This window comes from Marinobacter sp. (assembly GCF_048266785.1).
Lineage (GTDB): Bacteria > Pseudomonadota > Gammaproteobacteria > Pseudomonadales > Oleiphilaceae > Marinobacter.
This window is the reverse complement of sequence record NZ_JBLWYX010000004.1, coordinates 88,972-105,134: the sequence shown is the minus strand read 5'-3', so window position 1 is coordinate 105,134 and position 16,163 is coordinate 88,972. Positions and strand designations below refer to the sequence as shown.

Annotated in this window: 13 protein-coding genes and 2 tRNA genes; 9 read left to right on the top strand and 6 right to left on the bottom strand. The window is 54.9% G+C overall.

The window, feature by feature from the left end; all coding sequences use genetic code 11:
• Positions 1-18 precede the first annotated feature (18 nt).
• From hisS to der, 4 genes are all read left to right on the top strand, one after another.
• Complete coding sequence (hisS, locus tag ACN0V1_RS07975; RefSeq protein ID WP_417544489.1) at positions 19-1,299, top strand: histidine--tRNA ligase; 1,281 nt, start codon at positions 19-21, stop codon at positions 1,297-1,299.
• Positions 1,300-1,341: 42 nt separating this feature from the next.
• A complete protein-coding gene (locus ACN0V1_RS07970; protein WP_417544488.1) occupies positions 1,342-2,007 on the top strand; it encodes a YfgM family protein in 666 nt (221 codons plus the stop codon).
• On the top strand, positions 2,007-3,179 hold the full coding sequence (bamB, locus tag ACN0V1_RS07965; protein WP_417544487.1) for an outer membrane protein assembly factor BamB: 1,173 nt from the start codon (positions 2,007-2,009) through the stop codon (positions 3,177-3,179). Before ACN0V1_RS07970 ends, bamB begins: the two co-directional genes overlap by 1 nt.
• Positions 3,180-3,240: 61 nt before the next feature.
• On the top strand, positions 3,241-4,662 hold the full coding sequence (gene der, locus ACN0V1_RS07960) for a ribosome biogenesis GTPase Der (protein WP_417544486.1): 1,422 nt from the start codon (positions 3,241-3,243) through the stop codon (positions 4,660-4,662).
• Between the two features lie 27 nt (positions 4,663-4,689).
• On the opposite strand, the gene pta is transcribed toward der, so the two are convergent.
• From pta to ACN0V1_RS07945, 3 genes are read right to left on the bottom strand one after another with little or no spacing between them, the layout of a single operon-like run.
• Positions 4,690-6,846, bottom strand: a complete 2,157-nt coding sequence (gene pta / locus ACN0V1_RS07955) for a phosphate acetyltransferase (protein ID WP_417544485.1) — start codon at positions 6,844-6,846, stop codon at positions 4,690-4,692.
• Between the two features lie 21 nt (positions 6,847-6,867).
• Complete coding sequence (locus tag ACN0V1_RS07950) at positions 6,868-8,055, bottom strand: acetate kinase (protein ID WP_417544484.1); 1,188 nt, start codon at positions 8,053-8,055, stop codon at positions 6,868-6,870.
• A 20-nt stretch (positions 8,056-8,075) separates the two neighbouring features.
• Positions 8,076-10,493 (bottom strand): EAL domain-containing protein, encoded by a 2,418-nt coding sequence (locus ACN0V1_RS07945; protein WP_417544483.1) that lies wholly within the window; start codon positions 10,491-10,493, stop codon positions 8,076-8,078.
• 246 nt (positions 10,494-10,739) lie between these two features.
• On the opposite strand from ACN0V1_RS07945, the gene ccoM reads away from it, so the two are divergent.
• Positions 10,740-10,895: a cytochrome c oxidase subunit CcoM gene (ccoM, locus tag ACN0V1_RS07940; protein WP_417544482.1), complete on the top strand. Its 156-nt coding sequence runs from the start codon at positions 10,740-10,742 to the stop codon at positions 10,893-10,895.
• Positions 10,896-10,965: 70 nt separating this feature from the next.
• Here the strand turns inward: ccoM and ACN0V1_RS07935 are convergent.
• The 3 genes from ACN0V1_RS07935 to ACN0V1_RS07925 all read right to left on the bottom strand — a co-directional run bounded on the left by ACN0V1_RS07935 (position 10,966) and on the right by ACN0V1_RS07925 (position 12,426).
• A tRNA-Glu gene (locus ACN0V1_RS07935) sits at positions 10,966-11,041 on the bottom strand.
• A gap of 93 nt (positions 11,042-11,134) precedes the next feature.
• Positions 11,135-12,037: a TIGR01777 family oxidoreductase gene (locus ACN0V1_RS07930; RefSeq protein WP_417544481.1), complete on the bottom strand. Its 903-nt coding sequence runs from the start codon at positions 12,035-12,037 to the stop codon at positions 11,135-11,137.
• A gap of 11 nt (positions 12,038-12,048) precedes the next feature.
• On the bottom strand, positions 12,049-12,426 hold the full coding sequence (locus ACN0V1_RS07925) for a sirohydrochlorin chelatase (RefSeq protein ID WP_417544480.1): 378 nt from the start codon (positions 12,424-12,426) through the stop codon (positions 12,049-12,051).
• 102 nt (positions 12,427-12,528) lie between these two features.
• Between ACN0V1_RS07925 and ACN0V1_RS07920 the strand changes: the two genes are divergently transcribed.
• The 4 genes from ACN0V1_RS07920 (at position 12,529) to ACN0V1_RS07905 (ending at position 16,139) form a co-directional block, all read left to right on the top strand.
• On the top strand, positions 12,529-13,131 hold the full coding sequence (locus tag ACN0V1_RS07920) for a DUF924 family protein (protein WP_417544479.1): 603 nt from the start codon (positions 12,529-12,531) through the stop codon (positions 13,129-13,131).
• Between the two features lie 78 nt (positions 13,132-13,209).
• Positions 13,210-13,285 (top strand) — tRNA-Gly (locus tag ACN0V1_RS07915).
• An 89-nt stretch (positions 13,286-13,374) separates the two neighbouring features.
• Positions 13,375-14,178, top strand: coding sequence for an MOSC domain-containing protein (locus tag ACN0V1_RS07910; protein ID WP_417544478.1), 804 nt, complete (start codon positions 13,375-13,377; stop codon positions 14,176-14,178).
• Between the two features lie 8 nt (positions 14,179-14,186).
• Positions 14,187-16,139: an ATP-binding cassette domain-containing protein gene (locus ACN0V1_RS07905; RefSeq protein ID WP_417544477.1), complete on the top strand. Its 1,953-nt coding sequence runs from the start codon at positions 14,187-14,189 to the stop codon at positions 16,137-16,139.
• The last annotated feature ends 24 nt before the right edge of the window (positions 16,140-16,163 follow it).

Here is a 16,163-nt window from a genome sequence, read left to right as displayed (position 1 = left end):
AAGAATTAAGGGTTTACATTGGCTAAGATTCAGGCAATACGCGGGATGAACGATATCCTGCCAGAACAGACACCGCTGTGGCAGTTTGTTGAAGCCACCGCGCGCAAGGTGTTGCGACAATATGGTTATCAGGAAATCCGTATGCCCGTGGTGGAGCAGACCGATCTGTTCAAGCGCTCCATCGGTGAAGTTACGGACATCGTTGAAAAGGAGATGTACACGTTTGAGGATCGCAACGGTGACAGCCTGACCCTCCGGCCAGAAGGCACGGCCGGTTGTGTTCGTGCTGCTGAAGAACACGGGTTGTTGTTCAACCAGACTCGCAGATTGTGGTACACCGGGCCGATGTTCCGGCATGAGCGGCCGCAAAAGGGCCGTTACCGTCAGTTTCATCAAATCGGTGTGGAATGCTTTGGCATGCAGGGCCCGGATATCGATGCGGAACTGCTGATTCTTACAGCCAGGCTCTGGAACGAGCTGGGTCTTGGTTCGCATGCACGCCTTGAAATCAATTCCATTGGCTCATCGGCGGCGCGTAAAGAGTTTCGTGGGGCTCTGGTCGGTTACCTGGGGGAATACAAAGCGCAGCTTGACGAAGACAGCCAGCGACGCCTTGAAACCAATCCGCTGCGCATTCTGGACAGTAAAGACCCGGGCACGCGCAATTTGCTTACAGACGCACCGCGCCTGGAAGACTATCTTGATGCAGATTCCAGAGAGCACTTTGACCGTCTCAAGGAATTGCTGGACGCGGCAGGAATTGACTACACGATTAACCCGGCCCTTGTTCGCGGCCTCGATTACTACGGCAAAACTGTTTTTGAATGGGTGACCGATAGCCTTGGTGCCCAGGGAACCATCTGTGCAGGTGGGCGCTACGATGGCTTGGTAGAGCAACTCGGCGGCAAGCCGACGACGGCGGTCGGTTTTGCTATGGGGCTCGAACGCCTCATTCTGCTGCTTGATACTCTTGGGCTGGTGCCGGAAGAAGCCAACGGCAATGCAGATGTTTATGTAACGGCTATGGGTGAGGCTGCGGTCGCACCAGCGTTGGCGCTTGCCGAGAATTTACGCAGCGAATTAAAAGGCCGTGTGATTATCAGCCATTGCGGCGGCGGGAGCTTCAAAAGCCAGATGAAAAAGGCAGACAGAAGTGGCGCCCGCTACGCGGTCATTCTGGGTGAGAACGAGCTGGAGAGTACCACGGTGGGCCTCAAGCCGCTGCGCTCGCAAGAGGACCAGCGCAGTGTGGCGCAGAGTGATCTTGCAACAGTGCTTGCGAAAGCCCTGGCGAACTGATTCGAACGAACATAAAAGTAAAAAACCATTACAGGAGTCAACATGGCGGAACTGCGCACCGAAGAAGAACAGGTACAGGCGATCAAGGACTGGTGGAAGCGGAATGGCAGTTCTCTGCTCATTGGTATCGGTGCGGCCCTGGCGATTGTTTTTGGCTGGCAGGCTTGGCAGAACCATCAGGACCAGCAGCGAGCTGAGGCCGCTAATCAATTTGCAACCCTGTTGAATGCGTTTGCCGACGAAGTGGATGACACCTCTGGTAAGACAGTGGCCTTTATTGCAGAGACCCTGCGCGAGGATTACACCGACAGCGCCTACGCGGTCTACGGCAACCTGATTCTGGCTCGCCAGCAACTGGTTGAGGAAAGTGATACGGAAGCAGCGATTGATTCGCTCCAGTGGGCACTCGAAAAAGCGGGTGAGCATAAAGCTCTGGCATTGGTAGTTCGTAATCGCCTGGCTCGTGCCCAGTTCGCTGCTGGGCGGCATGAGGATGCGCTAGCGACGATTGACGGCGCGGGAAGCCTGGAGAGAGCGGACGCGTTTGCAGCCATTTTCTCTGAGTTACGCGGCGATATTCTGCTCGCCCAAGGCGACGAGAAGGGCGCACGCGATGCTTACCTGGCGGCCCGCGAGCAAAGCCAGCAAGGCCGTAGCGGCATTCTGGAGCTCAAGCTGTCTGACCTCGGTGTTGGAGAGGAGGCCTGATGCGCCTGTCTGGTAACTGGCTGGTCCGTGCTGGAGTTTTTTTCCTTCTGGCAACTGCACTGGGCATCTCCGGATGCAGCACCCCGGATACCTTTGAGCAGCCGGTGTCGGTTCCGGAAGTGGACAACACGGTTGAGTTCAAAAAAGTCTGGAGCCGATCCGTCGGTGACGGGCATGATGGTGACCTTCTGTACCTCTCGCCATTGGATGTCGGTGGCACAGTGTATGCGGCGTCCGCTGATGGTGAGTTGTTAGCGGTAGATGCCGAGACCGGTAAGCTGCAATGGGAACGGGACCTGAGCGACCGGATCTTCGCAGGCGTTGGCGGCGACCAGGCCCAGCTTTATCTGGTTACCCGTGAAGCCGATCTGGTTGCGCTTTCACGTGAAGACGGTCGTGAGCTCTGGCGCAAAGAGCTGCCAACGGAAGCTCTGGCAGCTCCCCAGTCAAACGGTGTGTTGGTGGTAACTCAGACCACTGATGGCCGGGTTCTTGCTTTCGATACGGCCACCGGCGAAAAACGCTGGCAGTATGATGGCGCGGTGCCAGCTCTGTCTCTGCGAACGGCGGCCGCCCCATTAGTCGGTGGTGACGTTGTGCTTGCTTCATTCTCGAATGGCAAGCTCATTGCGTTATCAGCCGATGTGGGTCAGCCTCTTTGGCAATACGAAGTAGGGCAGCCTCAGGGCCGCACAGAGCTTGAAAGGCTGGTAGATATCTCTGGCCAGCCGTTGGTTCTTGATTCTGCGGTTATGGTTTCAGGTTATCAGGGCAAGCTTGCACTCGTTGATATCCGTACCGGCCAGGAAATCTGGAGCCGTAAGGCATCCAGCCTGCATGCTCCAATGGTTGGAGGAGGCAATATCTACCTGTCTTCGGCAAACGGCAACGTCATCGCATATCGGGGCTCTGACCGCAGAGAACTATGGGTTCAGGACGCTTTGTCCTGGCGCCAGTTGACTCAGCCTGCCGTCTACGAAAACTATCTGATTATTGGCGATTACGAAGGTTATCTGCATGTGCTTTCCCGTGATGATGGAAGCCTCGTAGGCCAGAAACACTACGACAGTGATGGGCTCCGTGTTCCTTTACAACGCTTGGCAAACGGAAACCTGATGGTTTACGGAAACAGCGGTAAACTGTCTGTATTCAAACTGAGGGAGCGGAACTGATCCGCACGCCCTCAACGCCCTGCCTGAAGCCGGGCCTAAAACGACTGTATAGCGAACCATTATGACCCCAGTAATTGCCCTTGTCGGTCGGCCAAATGTTGGCAAGTCGACACTATTTAACCAGATGACGCGATCCCGGGATGCGCTGGTGGCGGATTTTCCTGGCCTGACCCGGGATCGTAAATACGGTGAGGGCGCCTACGAAGACCAACGTTTTATCGTCATTGATACCGGGGGTCTTACCGGAACAGAAGAAGGGCTGGATGCCGAAATGGCGCGGCAAGCTCTGCAGGCGGTTGAAGAGGCAGACACTGTGCTGTTTCTGGTTGATGGGCGCGCCGGGCTCATGGCGGGGGACAAGGAGATAGCCGACCATCTGCGTCGGTCGGGCAAACAGGCCCATCTGGTCGTCAACAAAACGGATGGCCAGGACCCCGACGTCGCGGCAGCTGATTTCTATAGCCTCGGATTTGAATCGGTCTTTATGGTGGCGGCATCACACAACCGTGGCATCCGTTCGATGCTGGAGTTGTTGTTGCCTTCTGAAGAAGACCGGGTTGAATCTGATCATGCGGACCGGTATCCGGGTATTCGTATCGGCATTGTGGGTCGCCCCAATGTTGGCAAATCGACGCTGGTTAACCGGATGTTGGGCGAAGATCGGGTTATTGTTTACGACATGCCCGGCACCACGCGAGACAGTGTTTACATCCCTTATGAGCGCCACGAAAAACAATACACCCTGATTGACACAGCCGGTATACGCCGCCGCAAGAACGTCAACGAGGCTGTCGAAAAGTTTTCCATTATCAAAACGCTGAAGGCTATCGATGATGCCCATGTGGTGATACTGGTGCTGGATGCGCAACAAGGGCTGGTTGATCAGGATCTGCACCTGATCGGTTTTGTTCTGGATGCAGGCCGGTCGCTGGTCATTGCGGTTAATAAATGGGACGGGATGGATCCGGAGGCCCGCGCCAAGGTTAAAGAGCAGGTAAAGCGTCGCCTGGACTTCCTGGATTACGCCGACAAACACTATATATCCGCACTCCACGGGTCCGGTGTGGGCGTTATGTATGAGTCGGTCGAGGCCTGTTACGAATCCGCCATGGCGAAGTGGCCGACCAATCGCCTGACAGCCATACTTGAGGATGCGATTGCGCAGCACCAGCCGCCGCTGGTTCGCGGGCGCAGGATCAAGCTGCGCTATGCCCATCAGGGTGGATCGAACCCTCCGGTTATTGTTGTTCATGGCAATCAGACAGACGCCTTGCCAGGCTCTTATAAACGCTATCTTGAAAACACGTTTCGCAAGGTGCTGAATGTGACCGGCTCGCCGATCCGGTTTGAGTTTCGGTCCGGTGAAAATCCCTTCGCCGGTAACGTTGACCGGAAAACGCCACGCCAGAAGGTCAAACAGGATAATGATCTGAAAGCCGGGCGCAAAGTGAAAAGGACCCGCCAGAAAAGTCTCAAACGCTGACACCGCCTGCTTGTTGAGCGGGGCGGTTCAGGCCAGCCCCGCATCCTCTACCTGCTTTGCCTGTACCGCTGTGAGCGCAATGGTAAACACAATATCTTCTACCAGGGCGCCCCGGGACAGATCGTTTACCGGCTTTCTCAGGCCCTGAAGCATAGGGCCGATACTCACCACGTTAGCGCTGCGCTGAACTGCCTTGTAGGTGGTATTGCCGGTGTTGAGATCCGGGAATATGAACACCGTCGCCTTACCTGCCACCTTGCTGTTCGGAGCCTTGCTCCGTGCCACGCTCTCGATGGCGGCAGCGTCGTATTGCAGCGGGCCGTCAATGAGCAGGTCTGGCCTGCGTTCACGGGCAATCCGGGTCGCTTCCCGCACTTTCTCCACATCGTGCCCGCTTCCGGACTCGCCGGTGCTGTAGCTGATCATGGCTACCACAGGCTCAATACCAAAGGCTTCCGCTGATTGGGCACTCTGTATGGCAATATCGGCGAGCTCTTCCGCATTGGGGTCGGGGTTGATCGCGCAATCACCATAGACCAGAACCTGTTGTGGCAGAAGCATGAAGAAAACCGAGGAGACAACTCGCGCGTGTTCGTGGGTCTTGATCAACTGCAGGGCAGGGCGCACGGTATTGGCGGTGGTGTGGATGGCCCCGGAAACCAGTCCGTCGGCTTCATCCAGAGCAACCATCATGGTGCCCATAACCACGTTGTCCTCGAGCATGGCTTCTGCCATATCCGGAGCAAGACCTTTGTGCTTACGTAGCTCTACCATCGGTGCGATATAGTTTTTACGCACACGGGCAGGATCAATGATTTCAATATCATCGGGTAGTTCCAGGCCTTGTGAGGCCGCGACGCTTCGGATTTCGTCTTCGGCGCCGATCAGGACACAGCGTGCGAGCTGGCGCTGGTGGCAGATGATCGCAGCCTGAACGGTTCGTGGTTCGCTGCCCTCTGGGAGCACGATGCGCTTGTTAGCTGCACGTGCGCGTTCAGAGAGTTGGTAACGGAATGCCGGGGGCGACAAGCGGCTCTGAACCTCAACGCGAAGGTGTTCCTGAAGCCAGCCGGTATCGATTTTTGTTGCTACCGTCTCCATGGCTTTCTCGATTCTGTCCGGGTCATCGGTCGGGATCGCGGTGGAAAGGTTCGCCAGCATACGGGCGGTTTCGTAGGTATTGGTGTGCGAACTCAGCACCGGCAAACCGGTATGCAGTGCACGGGAGCACAGGTCGATCACGCGCTGATCAGGCATGAGGCCGCCCGTCAGCATGAGACCAGCCAGGGGCACACCGTTCAGGGCTGCAACCGCGGTCGTCACAATGATATCTTCGCGATCCCCGGGGGTCACCATCAGTGTGCCTGGGCTCAGGGTTTCCGTCATATTACGGATTGACCGGGCGCAGACAGAAACCTTTTGAACCCGACGAGTGTACATCTGGCCTTCGTGCAGCACGGGAATATCAAGCTCCCGGGCGATATCGGATACCCTGGGCGCCAGCAAATCGGACTGCCAGGGGATTTCGGCCAGCAGCCGGAAGCGACCTTCCCGGAAGACTTTACAGGCGCTCCGGTAGTCTATGGTTTCACATTCCGTCTGGCTGATATTGCTGCAGGGCTCCAGTCCCGACCTTTTGGGCTCGCCGACTTTGTTGAGAATAACCGCAATGACATCCTGCGCGGATACATCGGAAAAAAGACGTGCGGAGAAATCCAGCTCCTCGTCGAGTTCGGTTGCGCAGATTTTGCCCGGCGTGCTTACCAGTACCACATCAGAGCCGAGGTTGCGCGCCACTTCCACGTTCAGCCGGGCTATGTAAGCTTCACTGCGATCGGGAACAAGACCCTCAATGATCACGACATCGACATCCTTGGCGACTTTCTGATACTCACCAACCACCGTTTCCATCAGCAGGTCGGATTTTCCGCGGTTCAGCGACTGCTGTGCTTTTTTCAGAGGAATCGGATCGGGTGGCTGCAAGTGACTGCGGGAGCGTACAAAGGTAACGGATGAGTCTTTGCCGTTGTTATGCTGCGCCTCCCCCCGGTTATGAGACTGGCAAAAGGGTTTGTAGAATCCGACACTGATGCCCACACGCTCCATGGCGCGCAACAGGCCCAGACAAACAGAGGTAAGCCCGGAATCCATGGATGTCGGGGCAATAAACAGGCTTTTGGCCATAAAGGAGTTCCAGAGGGTTCTTTAAAAAATGGTGGTCAGGCGCGCGGCCTCGCGGGCGATCACGAGTTCTTCGTTGGTTGGAATGACCAGAACCGGGAAATGTGAATCGGTGTGTTCTATTCTGCCGTCGCTGTCACGGCCGTGATGCTCATTCATATCCGCATCAATATAAAATCCGAGAAGCCTCAAGTGACTCAGCGTTTTCTCTCGTACCCGGCTGCTGTTCTCCCCGATGCCGCCAGTGAACACCAGCGCATCCAGTTGGCTTAGCGAAGCCATCATGGCGCCTACGTACTTTGCAAGGCGGAAGCAGAATATCTCGATGGCAAGAGCCGAAGGCTTATGACCATTATCGGCCAGATTGCATAGAGAGCGCATATCGTTGGTCTGCCCCGATATCCCGAGAAGGCCACTCTTGTGGTTAAGTACCTCGTGCACCTCGTTCAGCGGCATGCCTCGTGAGGCAAGATAACCGAAAAGACCAGGGTCGACATCACCACTGCGAGTTCCCATAACCAGCCCTTCTAACGGCGTCAGTCCCATGCTGGTATCAACACTCAGGCCATCCTTGATCGCCGTTATACTGCAACCGTTGCCCAGATGAGCTGAAATGATAGATGTGGTCGCAGGTGTTTTCCCGAGCCGCCGAGCGGCTTCATTGGCCATGAAAAAATGGCTGATTCCGTGGAATCCATAGCGCCGCACACTCCAGTCCCGATAGTAGGCTTCTGGTAGCGCATAAAGGTACGCTCGCGGTGCAAGAGTCTGATGATAGGCGGTATCAAATACGGCAATCTGGGGAGTGTCGGGAAACTGCTCCCGGGAAGCTTCGATTCCGGCAATGGCTTCCGGGTTATGGAGTGGTGCCAAGCCAGCACAGTCATTGATGGCCCCCATCACCTTACTGTCAATCAGAACCGCTTCGCGAAAGGTTTCTCCGCCATGAACTACGCGGTGGCCAATAGACGCCGGAATAGCAGGCATCAGCTGTCGTTCTCGCAGAGTTGAGACCAGTGTCTGCAGTGCTTGTTTATGATTGGCGCCGGTCAGGAGCGCAACAGTGCGGTTGTCACCATCGATTTCGGCAAACGCATCCTTCTCGTTAAGGCGCTCCGCTGTTGCCGATGCGAGCTTATTTTCATTTTCGTCGAACAGGGCGAGCTTTAAAGACGAGCTGCCGCAGTTCACAACAAGAATGGTTTGTTTCATGATTCCACGGCCCCTGAATATCAGATTGGTAACCGGTGATTGAGTCTTAGCCACTCGGTAAACTCTCCGGCAGGAAGAGGGTGGCTATAAAAATAGCCTTGGGCAAAATCGCAGCCCTCCTGTTTCAGGAAGTGGGTTTGCGCCTCATCCTCAACGCCTTCGGCTATGATGGTAAGTCCCAGGCTGTGAGCCATATTGATGATTGCGCGCACAAGGGCCGCGTCCTCAGGCTCTTTCATGACATCCTGAACAAACGTTTTATCAATCTTGAGCGTATCGAAGGGGTAACTCTTGAGGTAGCTTAGTGCTGAGTAGCCGGTGCCAAAGTCATCGACGGACAGGCGTATGCCCGCACGGTCGAGTTCCCTGAGAATCTCTGCTGTTTCTATCGAGTTATCAAGAAGGAGTCGCTCTGTGATTTCGAGTTCCAGCCGTTCGGGGGCCAGATCATTGCTGGACAGGGCGCGCATGACCGCTTTGGTAAAACCCGGGTCGCGAAACTGACGCGGCGACACGTTAACTGATATGCCAATGTTCTGACCGGTTATCGCTGTCCACTCGGTTGCCGCACGGCAAGCTTGCTCAAGCACCCATTCACCAATGGGGATAATAAGGCCAGTCTCCTCTGCCAACGGGATAAAGCGATCGGGCATGATCATGCCCATAACCGGATTGTTCCAGCGAAGCAGCGCCTCCACAGCGTGCAGAGAGCCGGTTTTCGTATCCACAATTGGCTGGAAGTAGAGCTCCATCTCCTGTAATTCGAGTGCCCGCCGCATACGGGACTCCATTTGCAGGCGCTCATGAGACACTTCGGACATTTCCGGAGTGAAATGTGCATAGGAGCTTTTGCCCTGGTGTTTTGCCTGATACATGGCGGCATCAGCGTGTTGAAGCAGGGTGCCGCTGTTGTCGGAATCCGTCGGGAAAATGGCAATGCCAATACTGGTGCTGACGAACACTTCCTGGCCGTTCAGCGAATAGGCAGGGACAAAGTTCTCCAAAATGCGTTCCGCAACCTGCGAGGACGATTCCGGGCCAGTGAGGCCCGGCAGGATAACAAGAAATTCGTCGCCCCCGAGTCGTGCCACCGTGCTGGTTCCGCGCAGACAGCTGGAGATTCTCCGGGCTGCTTCAATCAACAGATTGTCACCGGCGTCGTGGCCCAGTGTGTCGTTGATGTGCTTGAAGTTATCAAGGTCCAGAAACATGACGCCAACCATGGAGTTCTCGCGCTTGGCTTGCGCCAAAGCCAGTTTGAGCCGGTCCAGAGCGAGCATGCGGTTGGGCAGGCCGGTCAGGATATCGTAATTGGCCTGGCGCAGAAGCTGCTGCTCATAGCGCTTGCGAATACTGATATCCTCGCCAAGTATGAGATGGCCTGTGGTTTCACCTGCCGCATCCTTTATAGGTGTTACGATTAGTTGCTCCCAGAACCGCTCGCCATTGCGCCGTATGCTGTTAACTTCACCCTGCCAGACGCCGACACGCTGAACCTGCAACCGGATGGATTGCCACAAATGGCGGTTCTCGCGGTTTTCCCTGTTGTCGTTGCTTAAAGCGCCGGGATGCCGGCCGACAATCGATTTCGAGTCATAGCCTGTGAGCTGTGTGAATTTGTGGTTGGCGAACTCGACCCGCCACTGACGATCGCAGATAACAACGGAAGAGGGGCTTTGCTCGATGGCTTTGGTGAATTTGTGGATTTCCGCTGCATCCCGTTCCTGGCGCACCATGTCGTCGTTTAATCGTTCGCGCATCTGGTTAAACGCTTCGGTTACGCGCCCGATTTCATCGTTGCGGTGTGAGGGGGTATCCGGGCGATCGAGTGTGAGTGGAGTGCTGAGGTTTGCCAGGGAGAAGTCTTTTGCGTAGTTCGCCATCGTCGTCAGGTGGCGAGTAACAAAGTGTTGGAAGACCCATATGATCAGAATGGACACGAAAAAGGTTTTGAGGAATTCGGTGGCCATGATGATGCCAACTTTTTCCTTCATGTTTTGATAAACGCGATCCAGATCCGCTGTTACCGTTAGCTCGCCGAGCTTTAACGCTTCATCACCCTGGTGGATCAGGTCGAACTTGTGTGTCTGGGTATTGGCTCCACGGGGGATTTCGCCCATGACCAATTCGGAGTCGGGCTCAATGCCCAGCCGCAGATGAGCGATGTCGGGAAGGCTGAGAATACCCTCCATTTGGGTCTGGAGAAGTTTCTGATCAAGAGCCCAGAGACTTCTGGCGAGACTGGAGGCATACCCGGACTCCACGACCTGCATGCGGCTATCAATCTGGGAAAGATCTTTGCGATAGTCGGAATAGATTTGAATAGCAGAAGCAGTCAGGGTGAAAACCGAGCTGAACAAAAGTATCCAGGCGAGCAACCTGAAGGAAAGGGGAGAGCCCTTGCGAAAACGTTGAAAACGCGTCGGTAATTTCGGCATGTTGTAACTTCAGCCACCCGGACAGGTTGATAAATGCGGACAGTCTATCACCAGCGGACTATAGCAGCCCCGCGCTCCAAATTCCTTGAAAATACGTGAAAAGACCTGCGGAATGTGTACACCTCGGTGTTTACTGGATGTTTCGGTTTAAAGAGTGATGTCGTCCATTGACACAGATCAATATCGGTATTCAGGGGTGCCGTAACCTGAGCTTAATCAAGTTTGGTATTAGGCAGGAGAAGAATTATGTATATGGACGCAGTGGTATTCGCTGGAATTGCAACAGTTCTGCTGGTGGTCGTGTTTTTTGTTGGCATAGGAATATTTGTTATGCGCGATCAAAAGGCGCATGGCGGAGAGCAACAAAAGAAAGAGCTGAATACTGATAGAGAGGCAGCCTGAAAAGCTGTTTGAAGCTTTTAACAGCTTAAAAGATTTTTGCTTCCAGGATTGCAATCCTGTGAAGCAGAAATGGCGTCCCCTAGGGGGTTCGAACCCCTGTTGCCGCCGTGAAAGGGCGGAGTCCTAGGCCACTAGACGAAGGGGACGCAACGCTTCAAAAACTGTGCCTCGTCGAGGTGGCGCGTATATTAAGAAAGCCTCCCTCACCTGTCAACGCTTTTATTGAAAATAAGAGCGTTTTAACCTGTAGCGTCTTCGAGTGCCATATCGAGCGCAGGGTAGCTGAATCTGAATCCGGAATCGGTCAGCCTTGCGGGTACTGCCCGCTGGCCAGTCAGTAAAAGGCGTGACATTTCTCCGAGCGCTACTTTAAGAATCGGTGCAGGCGCCGGAAATATTGCTGGCCGTTTGAGCACACTTGCCAGGCAGCGTGTGAATTCCCGGTTTGTCACCGGATTTGGGCTCACCACGTTGTATGCGCCCGAGGCTTCAGGGGTCTCGACCATCCAGATAAGCGCAGCCACAACGTCATCGCGATGGATCCAGGGCATGTATTGATGGCCATCACCGAGGCGCCCACCCAGCCCGAGCTTGAAAGGCAGCATCATGCGCTGCAGAAAGCCGCCTCCGGGGCCAGCCACGACGCCTGTTCTGGATAGGCATACGCGCACAGAATGCGACCGTAGCTTGATAGCAGCGTTTTCCCAGTCCCTGCACAGCCGATGGCTGAATTCATCATGGGGTGTCGTTTCTTCGGTAACCAGAGTGCTACCTTGATCGCCGTAGAAACCAACCGCAGACCCTGAAACCAACACCTCTGGCCGCTTGGCCCAGCTGGCAATGATCTCTGTAAGGTTGTTGGTAAGGCTTATGCGGCTATCCCGCAGAGCCTGCTTTCGCTGATCGGTCCAACGTTTGTCTGCGATGCCTTCGCCGGCGAGGTTGATCACGGCATCGTAACCCGAGTGAGATCTCAGGCTTTCAAGATCAGAGATAGCATCAACCTGACCGCACAGTGAGCGCACCGTATCCGCGGATTGCCGGCTTAGCACTGCAAGTTCATAACCCCGTGTCAGCATTTCGCTGCACAGCACATGGCCAATAAATCCCGTGCCACCTGTAATCAGTACGCGCTTGTTCATGGTTGTATTCCTTATTGTCCGGCGCTTTGGCCAAGCTGGAGAGCAACAACATCCTTGATTGCTTGCCCGAGCAAAGGATTTTCTCCGATAGGGGGTGAAAGCTGAATACTGGCTCCGGTAGATTGTTCCAGCGCCTCTATCATCGCCGGCACATCTTTTCGCAGGTGGCGCCCGGCTGCCAGAAACAGAGGCACGACGGTAAATTCACGCGCACCTGCGGCGACCCCTTCATGAACCACTGTGTCCAACGATGGATCGGCCAGTTCCATATAAGCGATTCTGGAATTGCTGACAGCGTTCAAAGTTGGCCCTGCAAGGGCCTCGAAGGTGTCGCACCAGCGTTTGTCACTGCTGCCATGTGCTAAAAGGATAATGCGGCGGCTGTTCATTAATGCTCCCGGATAATCGTAAGTGAGGTGCCTGTCGAAAATCTTGTTACGGGTCGGTATTCTCTGCCAGTCCCTTCAATCAAGATAACAGGGTGTTATGTAATGTTCGATTGGAAAGAGATTCTGGATTTCTGGTTTGGAGATCTCGATGAACATGGATTGCCTGACAGCTTCCATCGCAACCGGTGGTTTCGTTCAAGCAAGAGGTTTGATCAGGAAGTTCGACGTCGGTTTCTTTCCATGGTTCTGTTTGCTTCAGAGCAGGGGCTTGATCACTGGCGCAAAGCGGCCGGCGGCAGGCTTGCTGAAATCATACTGCTTGACCAGTTCTCCAGAAATATATTCCGGGGTGGCGCGCTCGCCTTTGAGCAGGACAAGTTGGCTAACAAACTTTGCAAAGAGGCCATGCGCAAGGGTCATGATATGGCGCTTCCACCGGTCCAGAGAGCGTTTATATATATGCCTCTGGAGCACTCCGAGCGCGTTGGAGATCAGGCACTCTCGGTTGAGTGTTATGAGCAGTTGGCCGCGTCTACCTCAGGGATGCTCCATGACTTTATGAAAAGTTTTTTGCGATCCGCACAGGACCACCAGAAGATCATTGAGCGTTTTGGTCGGTTTCCCCATAGAAACCAGGCTCTCGGGCGTTCATCGACCGAGGAAGAAAAGGCATATCTGGGTGCGGCCAGCCGCTTTGGCCAATAAAAATTTGGAAAGGAGGTTGACGAAAAGGGCGGGATGCGTAGAATACTGTTCCGTTGTCGGCGCAAGCTGATCAACATTGCGGGAATAGCTCAGTTGGTAGAGCACGACCTTGCCAAGGTCGGGGTCGCGAGTTCGAATCTCGTTTCCCGCTCCAGATTCCGGAAGCCCGGCCTCGTAAGAGGTCGGGCTTTTTGTTTTTGGTATACTGGGCCGTCTCGCCAACATTAACACTCTGCTCCGGAGATGCGCCTTGTGAAAGTCCATTCCCTCCATATTTACCCGGTCAAGTCTCTTTCTGGTATTCAGGTTCCATCGTTTGAAATGGACGACTTCGGCCCCAAGGGTGACCGGCGCTGGATGATAGTTGATTCAGATCGAAACTTTGTTACCCAGAGAACCTTTCCCGAACTGGCGAAGGTTGCGGCATCTTTTGTGGAGAATGGCGTCCGCATCCATATTCCTGGCGAGGGCGCTTTCACGCTAAAGGCAACGGATAAGGAAGCGCGAGTTCTGGTCTGGCGCGACTGGGTGAAGGCTCAGGAAGGGGAGTTGCTTGCCAGCCAGGCGCTGAGTCGCTTCTGTGATGCAGAGTTGTATTTTTTCTACATGCCGGATTCGTCGTTCAGGCGTGTAGATGCGGGGCGCGTAACCGAATACCGCCGTGTAGGTTTTGCCGATGGATTCCCTTTCCTGATCACCAATCTGGCGTCACTGGAAGAGCTGAATGGGCGCCTTGAAGTGCAGGTGGATATGCGCAGATTTCGGCCCAATATCGTTGTCGAGGGTTCTGCGCCTTGGGAGGAAGACCGCTGGCGCAAGCTTGAGGTGGGAGGGCAGCAGTTTGATATTGTAAAGCCCAGTTCCCGTTGTGTTCTGACGACCGTTGACCCCGATATCGGGGTAAAAGACCCGGGCCTGCAACCCCTGAGAACGCTCTCAGGCTATCGCAGAACGGCCGATGGTGTGATTTTCGGCCAGAACGCAATTCACGAATCACCGGGAGTTATCCACGTGGATGATTCCGTCACTGTTATTGAATTGGAGTAGAACGCAACGTGCCACTGTTAACGCTGGACTCGATTTCCCTGGCCTTTGGGATGCACCCGCTGCTGGACCAGGCATCTCTTATAATTGATGCCGGTGAGCGGGTATGTTTGCTGGGACGCAACGGAGAGGGCAAATCAACCCTGCTAAAGATTGTCAGTGGGGAGGTTGTGCCGGATGGAGGCAAGGTACGCCTTGAGGATGGGGCGGTGTTGGCCGTACTGCCACAGAATCTTCCATCGGACGATTCAAGAACGGCGTATGAGGTCGTAGCCGGCGCGTTTCCAGAAACCGGCATGCTGTTGACAGAATTTCATGCTCTGACGCAGCAGGTCGATGAAGCCAGTCTTGACCGCATGATGAAAGTTCAGGAGCGCATCGAAGCGCTCGATGGGTGGCGACTTGATCAGAAGGTTACAGCGATTCTCGCGCAGTACGGTATAGATCCGGATCAGCGACTCAACACACTCTCTGGAGGTTGGCAGCGCCGGGTGTTGCTGGCCAGAGCTCTCGTAGGAGAACCTGATATTCTGTTGCTGGATGAGCCGACCAACCATCTTGACGTACCCGCGATTGCATGGCTTGAGGAGGCGCTTGCAGCCTTCCGTGGGGCGATGCTTTTCGTGAGCCACGACCGTGCATTTATAAGGCGTATGGCTACCCGGGTGGTGGAGCTGGATCGCGGTAAACTGGTCAGTTTTGCCGCCTCTTACGACCGATATCTGGAGCTCAAGGAAAAGGCGCTTGAGGAAGAGGAGCGGGAGAACGCGCTTTTTGACAAGCGCCTGAAACAGGAAGAAACCTGGATTCGCCAGGGCATAAAGGCGCGTCGCACTCGCAATATGGGCCGGGTGAGGGCGCTTAAAGCAATGCGGGAAGAGCACCGGCAACGCCGTGTTCGTGGTGGAACGGCAACCTTTGCGGTGGAGGATGCGGCGCGCTCAGGCAAGCTCGTGGTTGAGACCGTTGATGCCGGTTTTGCTTATCCCGAGGGGACACCGATTATCCGGGATATGAACCTGACCGTGTTCAGGGGCGACAAGATCGGCCTTGTGGGAGAAAACGGGACGGGCAAAACAACTTTGGTGCGACTGCTCCTGGGAGATCTTCAGCCCACAGAGGGGGTGATTCGCCTGGGGACCAACCTCAAAGTGGCCTATTTCGATCAGCTTCGTGGTGAGCTGGACCTGAGCCGGAATGCCCTTGATAACCTGTCTGAAGGGCGTGAGTTTATTGATATTAACGGCCAGAGTAAGCATGTGCTTGGGTACTTGCAGGAGTTTTTGTTTACGCCAGAGCGGGCGCGGTCTCCAGTGAGGGTTTTTTCGGGCGGTGAGCGGGCGCGGCTTTTGCTGGCCAAGCTGTTCAGCAAACCCGCGAATATTCTGGTGCTCGATGAGCCAACCAACGATCTGGATGTTGAAACACTCGAACTGCTTGAAGAGCAGCTTGCTGAGTTTGCCGGCACTGTAATTGTTATCAGTCACGACCGTGAGTTTCTGGATAATGTTGTAACGGAAACCGTTTTTCTGGATGGTTCAGGAAGCGTGCTTGAATACGTGGGTGGCTATAGCGATTGGCGTCGACAGGGTGGTTGCTTTCCGTCCGAGGCAAGCGGCGCACGTCCCGACAGGCATGATAAGGCGGCGAAGTCTGGTAAACAGAGCGGTGGTGGGAAAAAGAATGGCTCGCCTGCAAAGGATGCGCCGAGCGGATCAGCGAGCCAGCCTAAACCGGTCAAACTGAGCTACAAACTAAAGCTTGAGCTTGAGCAGTTGCCGGGGCAGATAGAAACGCTGGAGCAGGAAGTCGCCAGCATCCAGGATCGTATCTCGGCAGCGGATTTTTATTCCGGAACGTCCGAAGAGGTCGCATCGACATTGGACGAGCTCGAGCAAACGGAAGCGCGCCTAGAGAAAGTAATAGCGCGTTGGATGGAGCTTGAGGAGCAGGCGCTGAGCTGAACTTCCTGCAGATAAAAACAAACC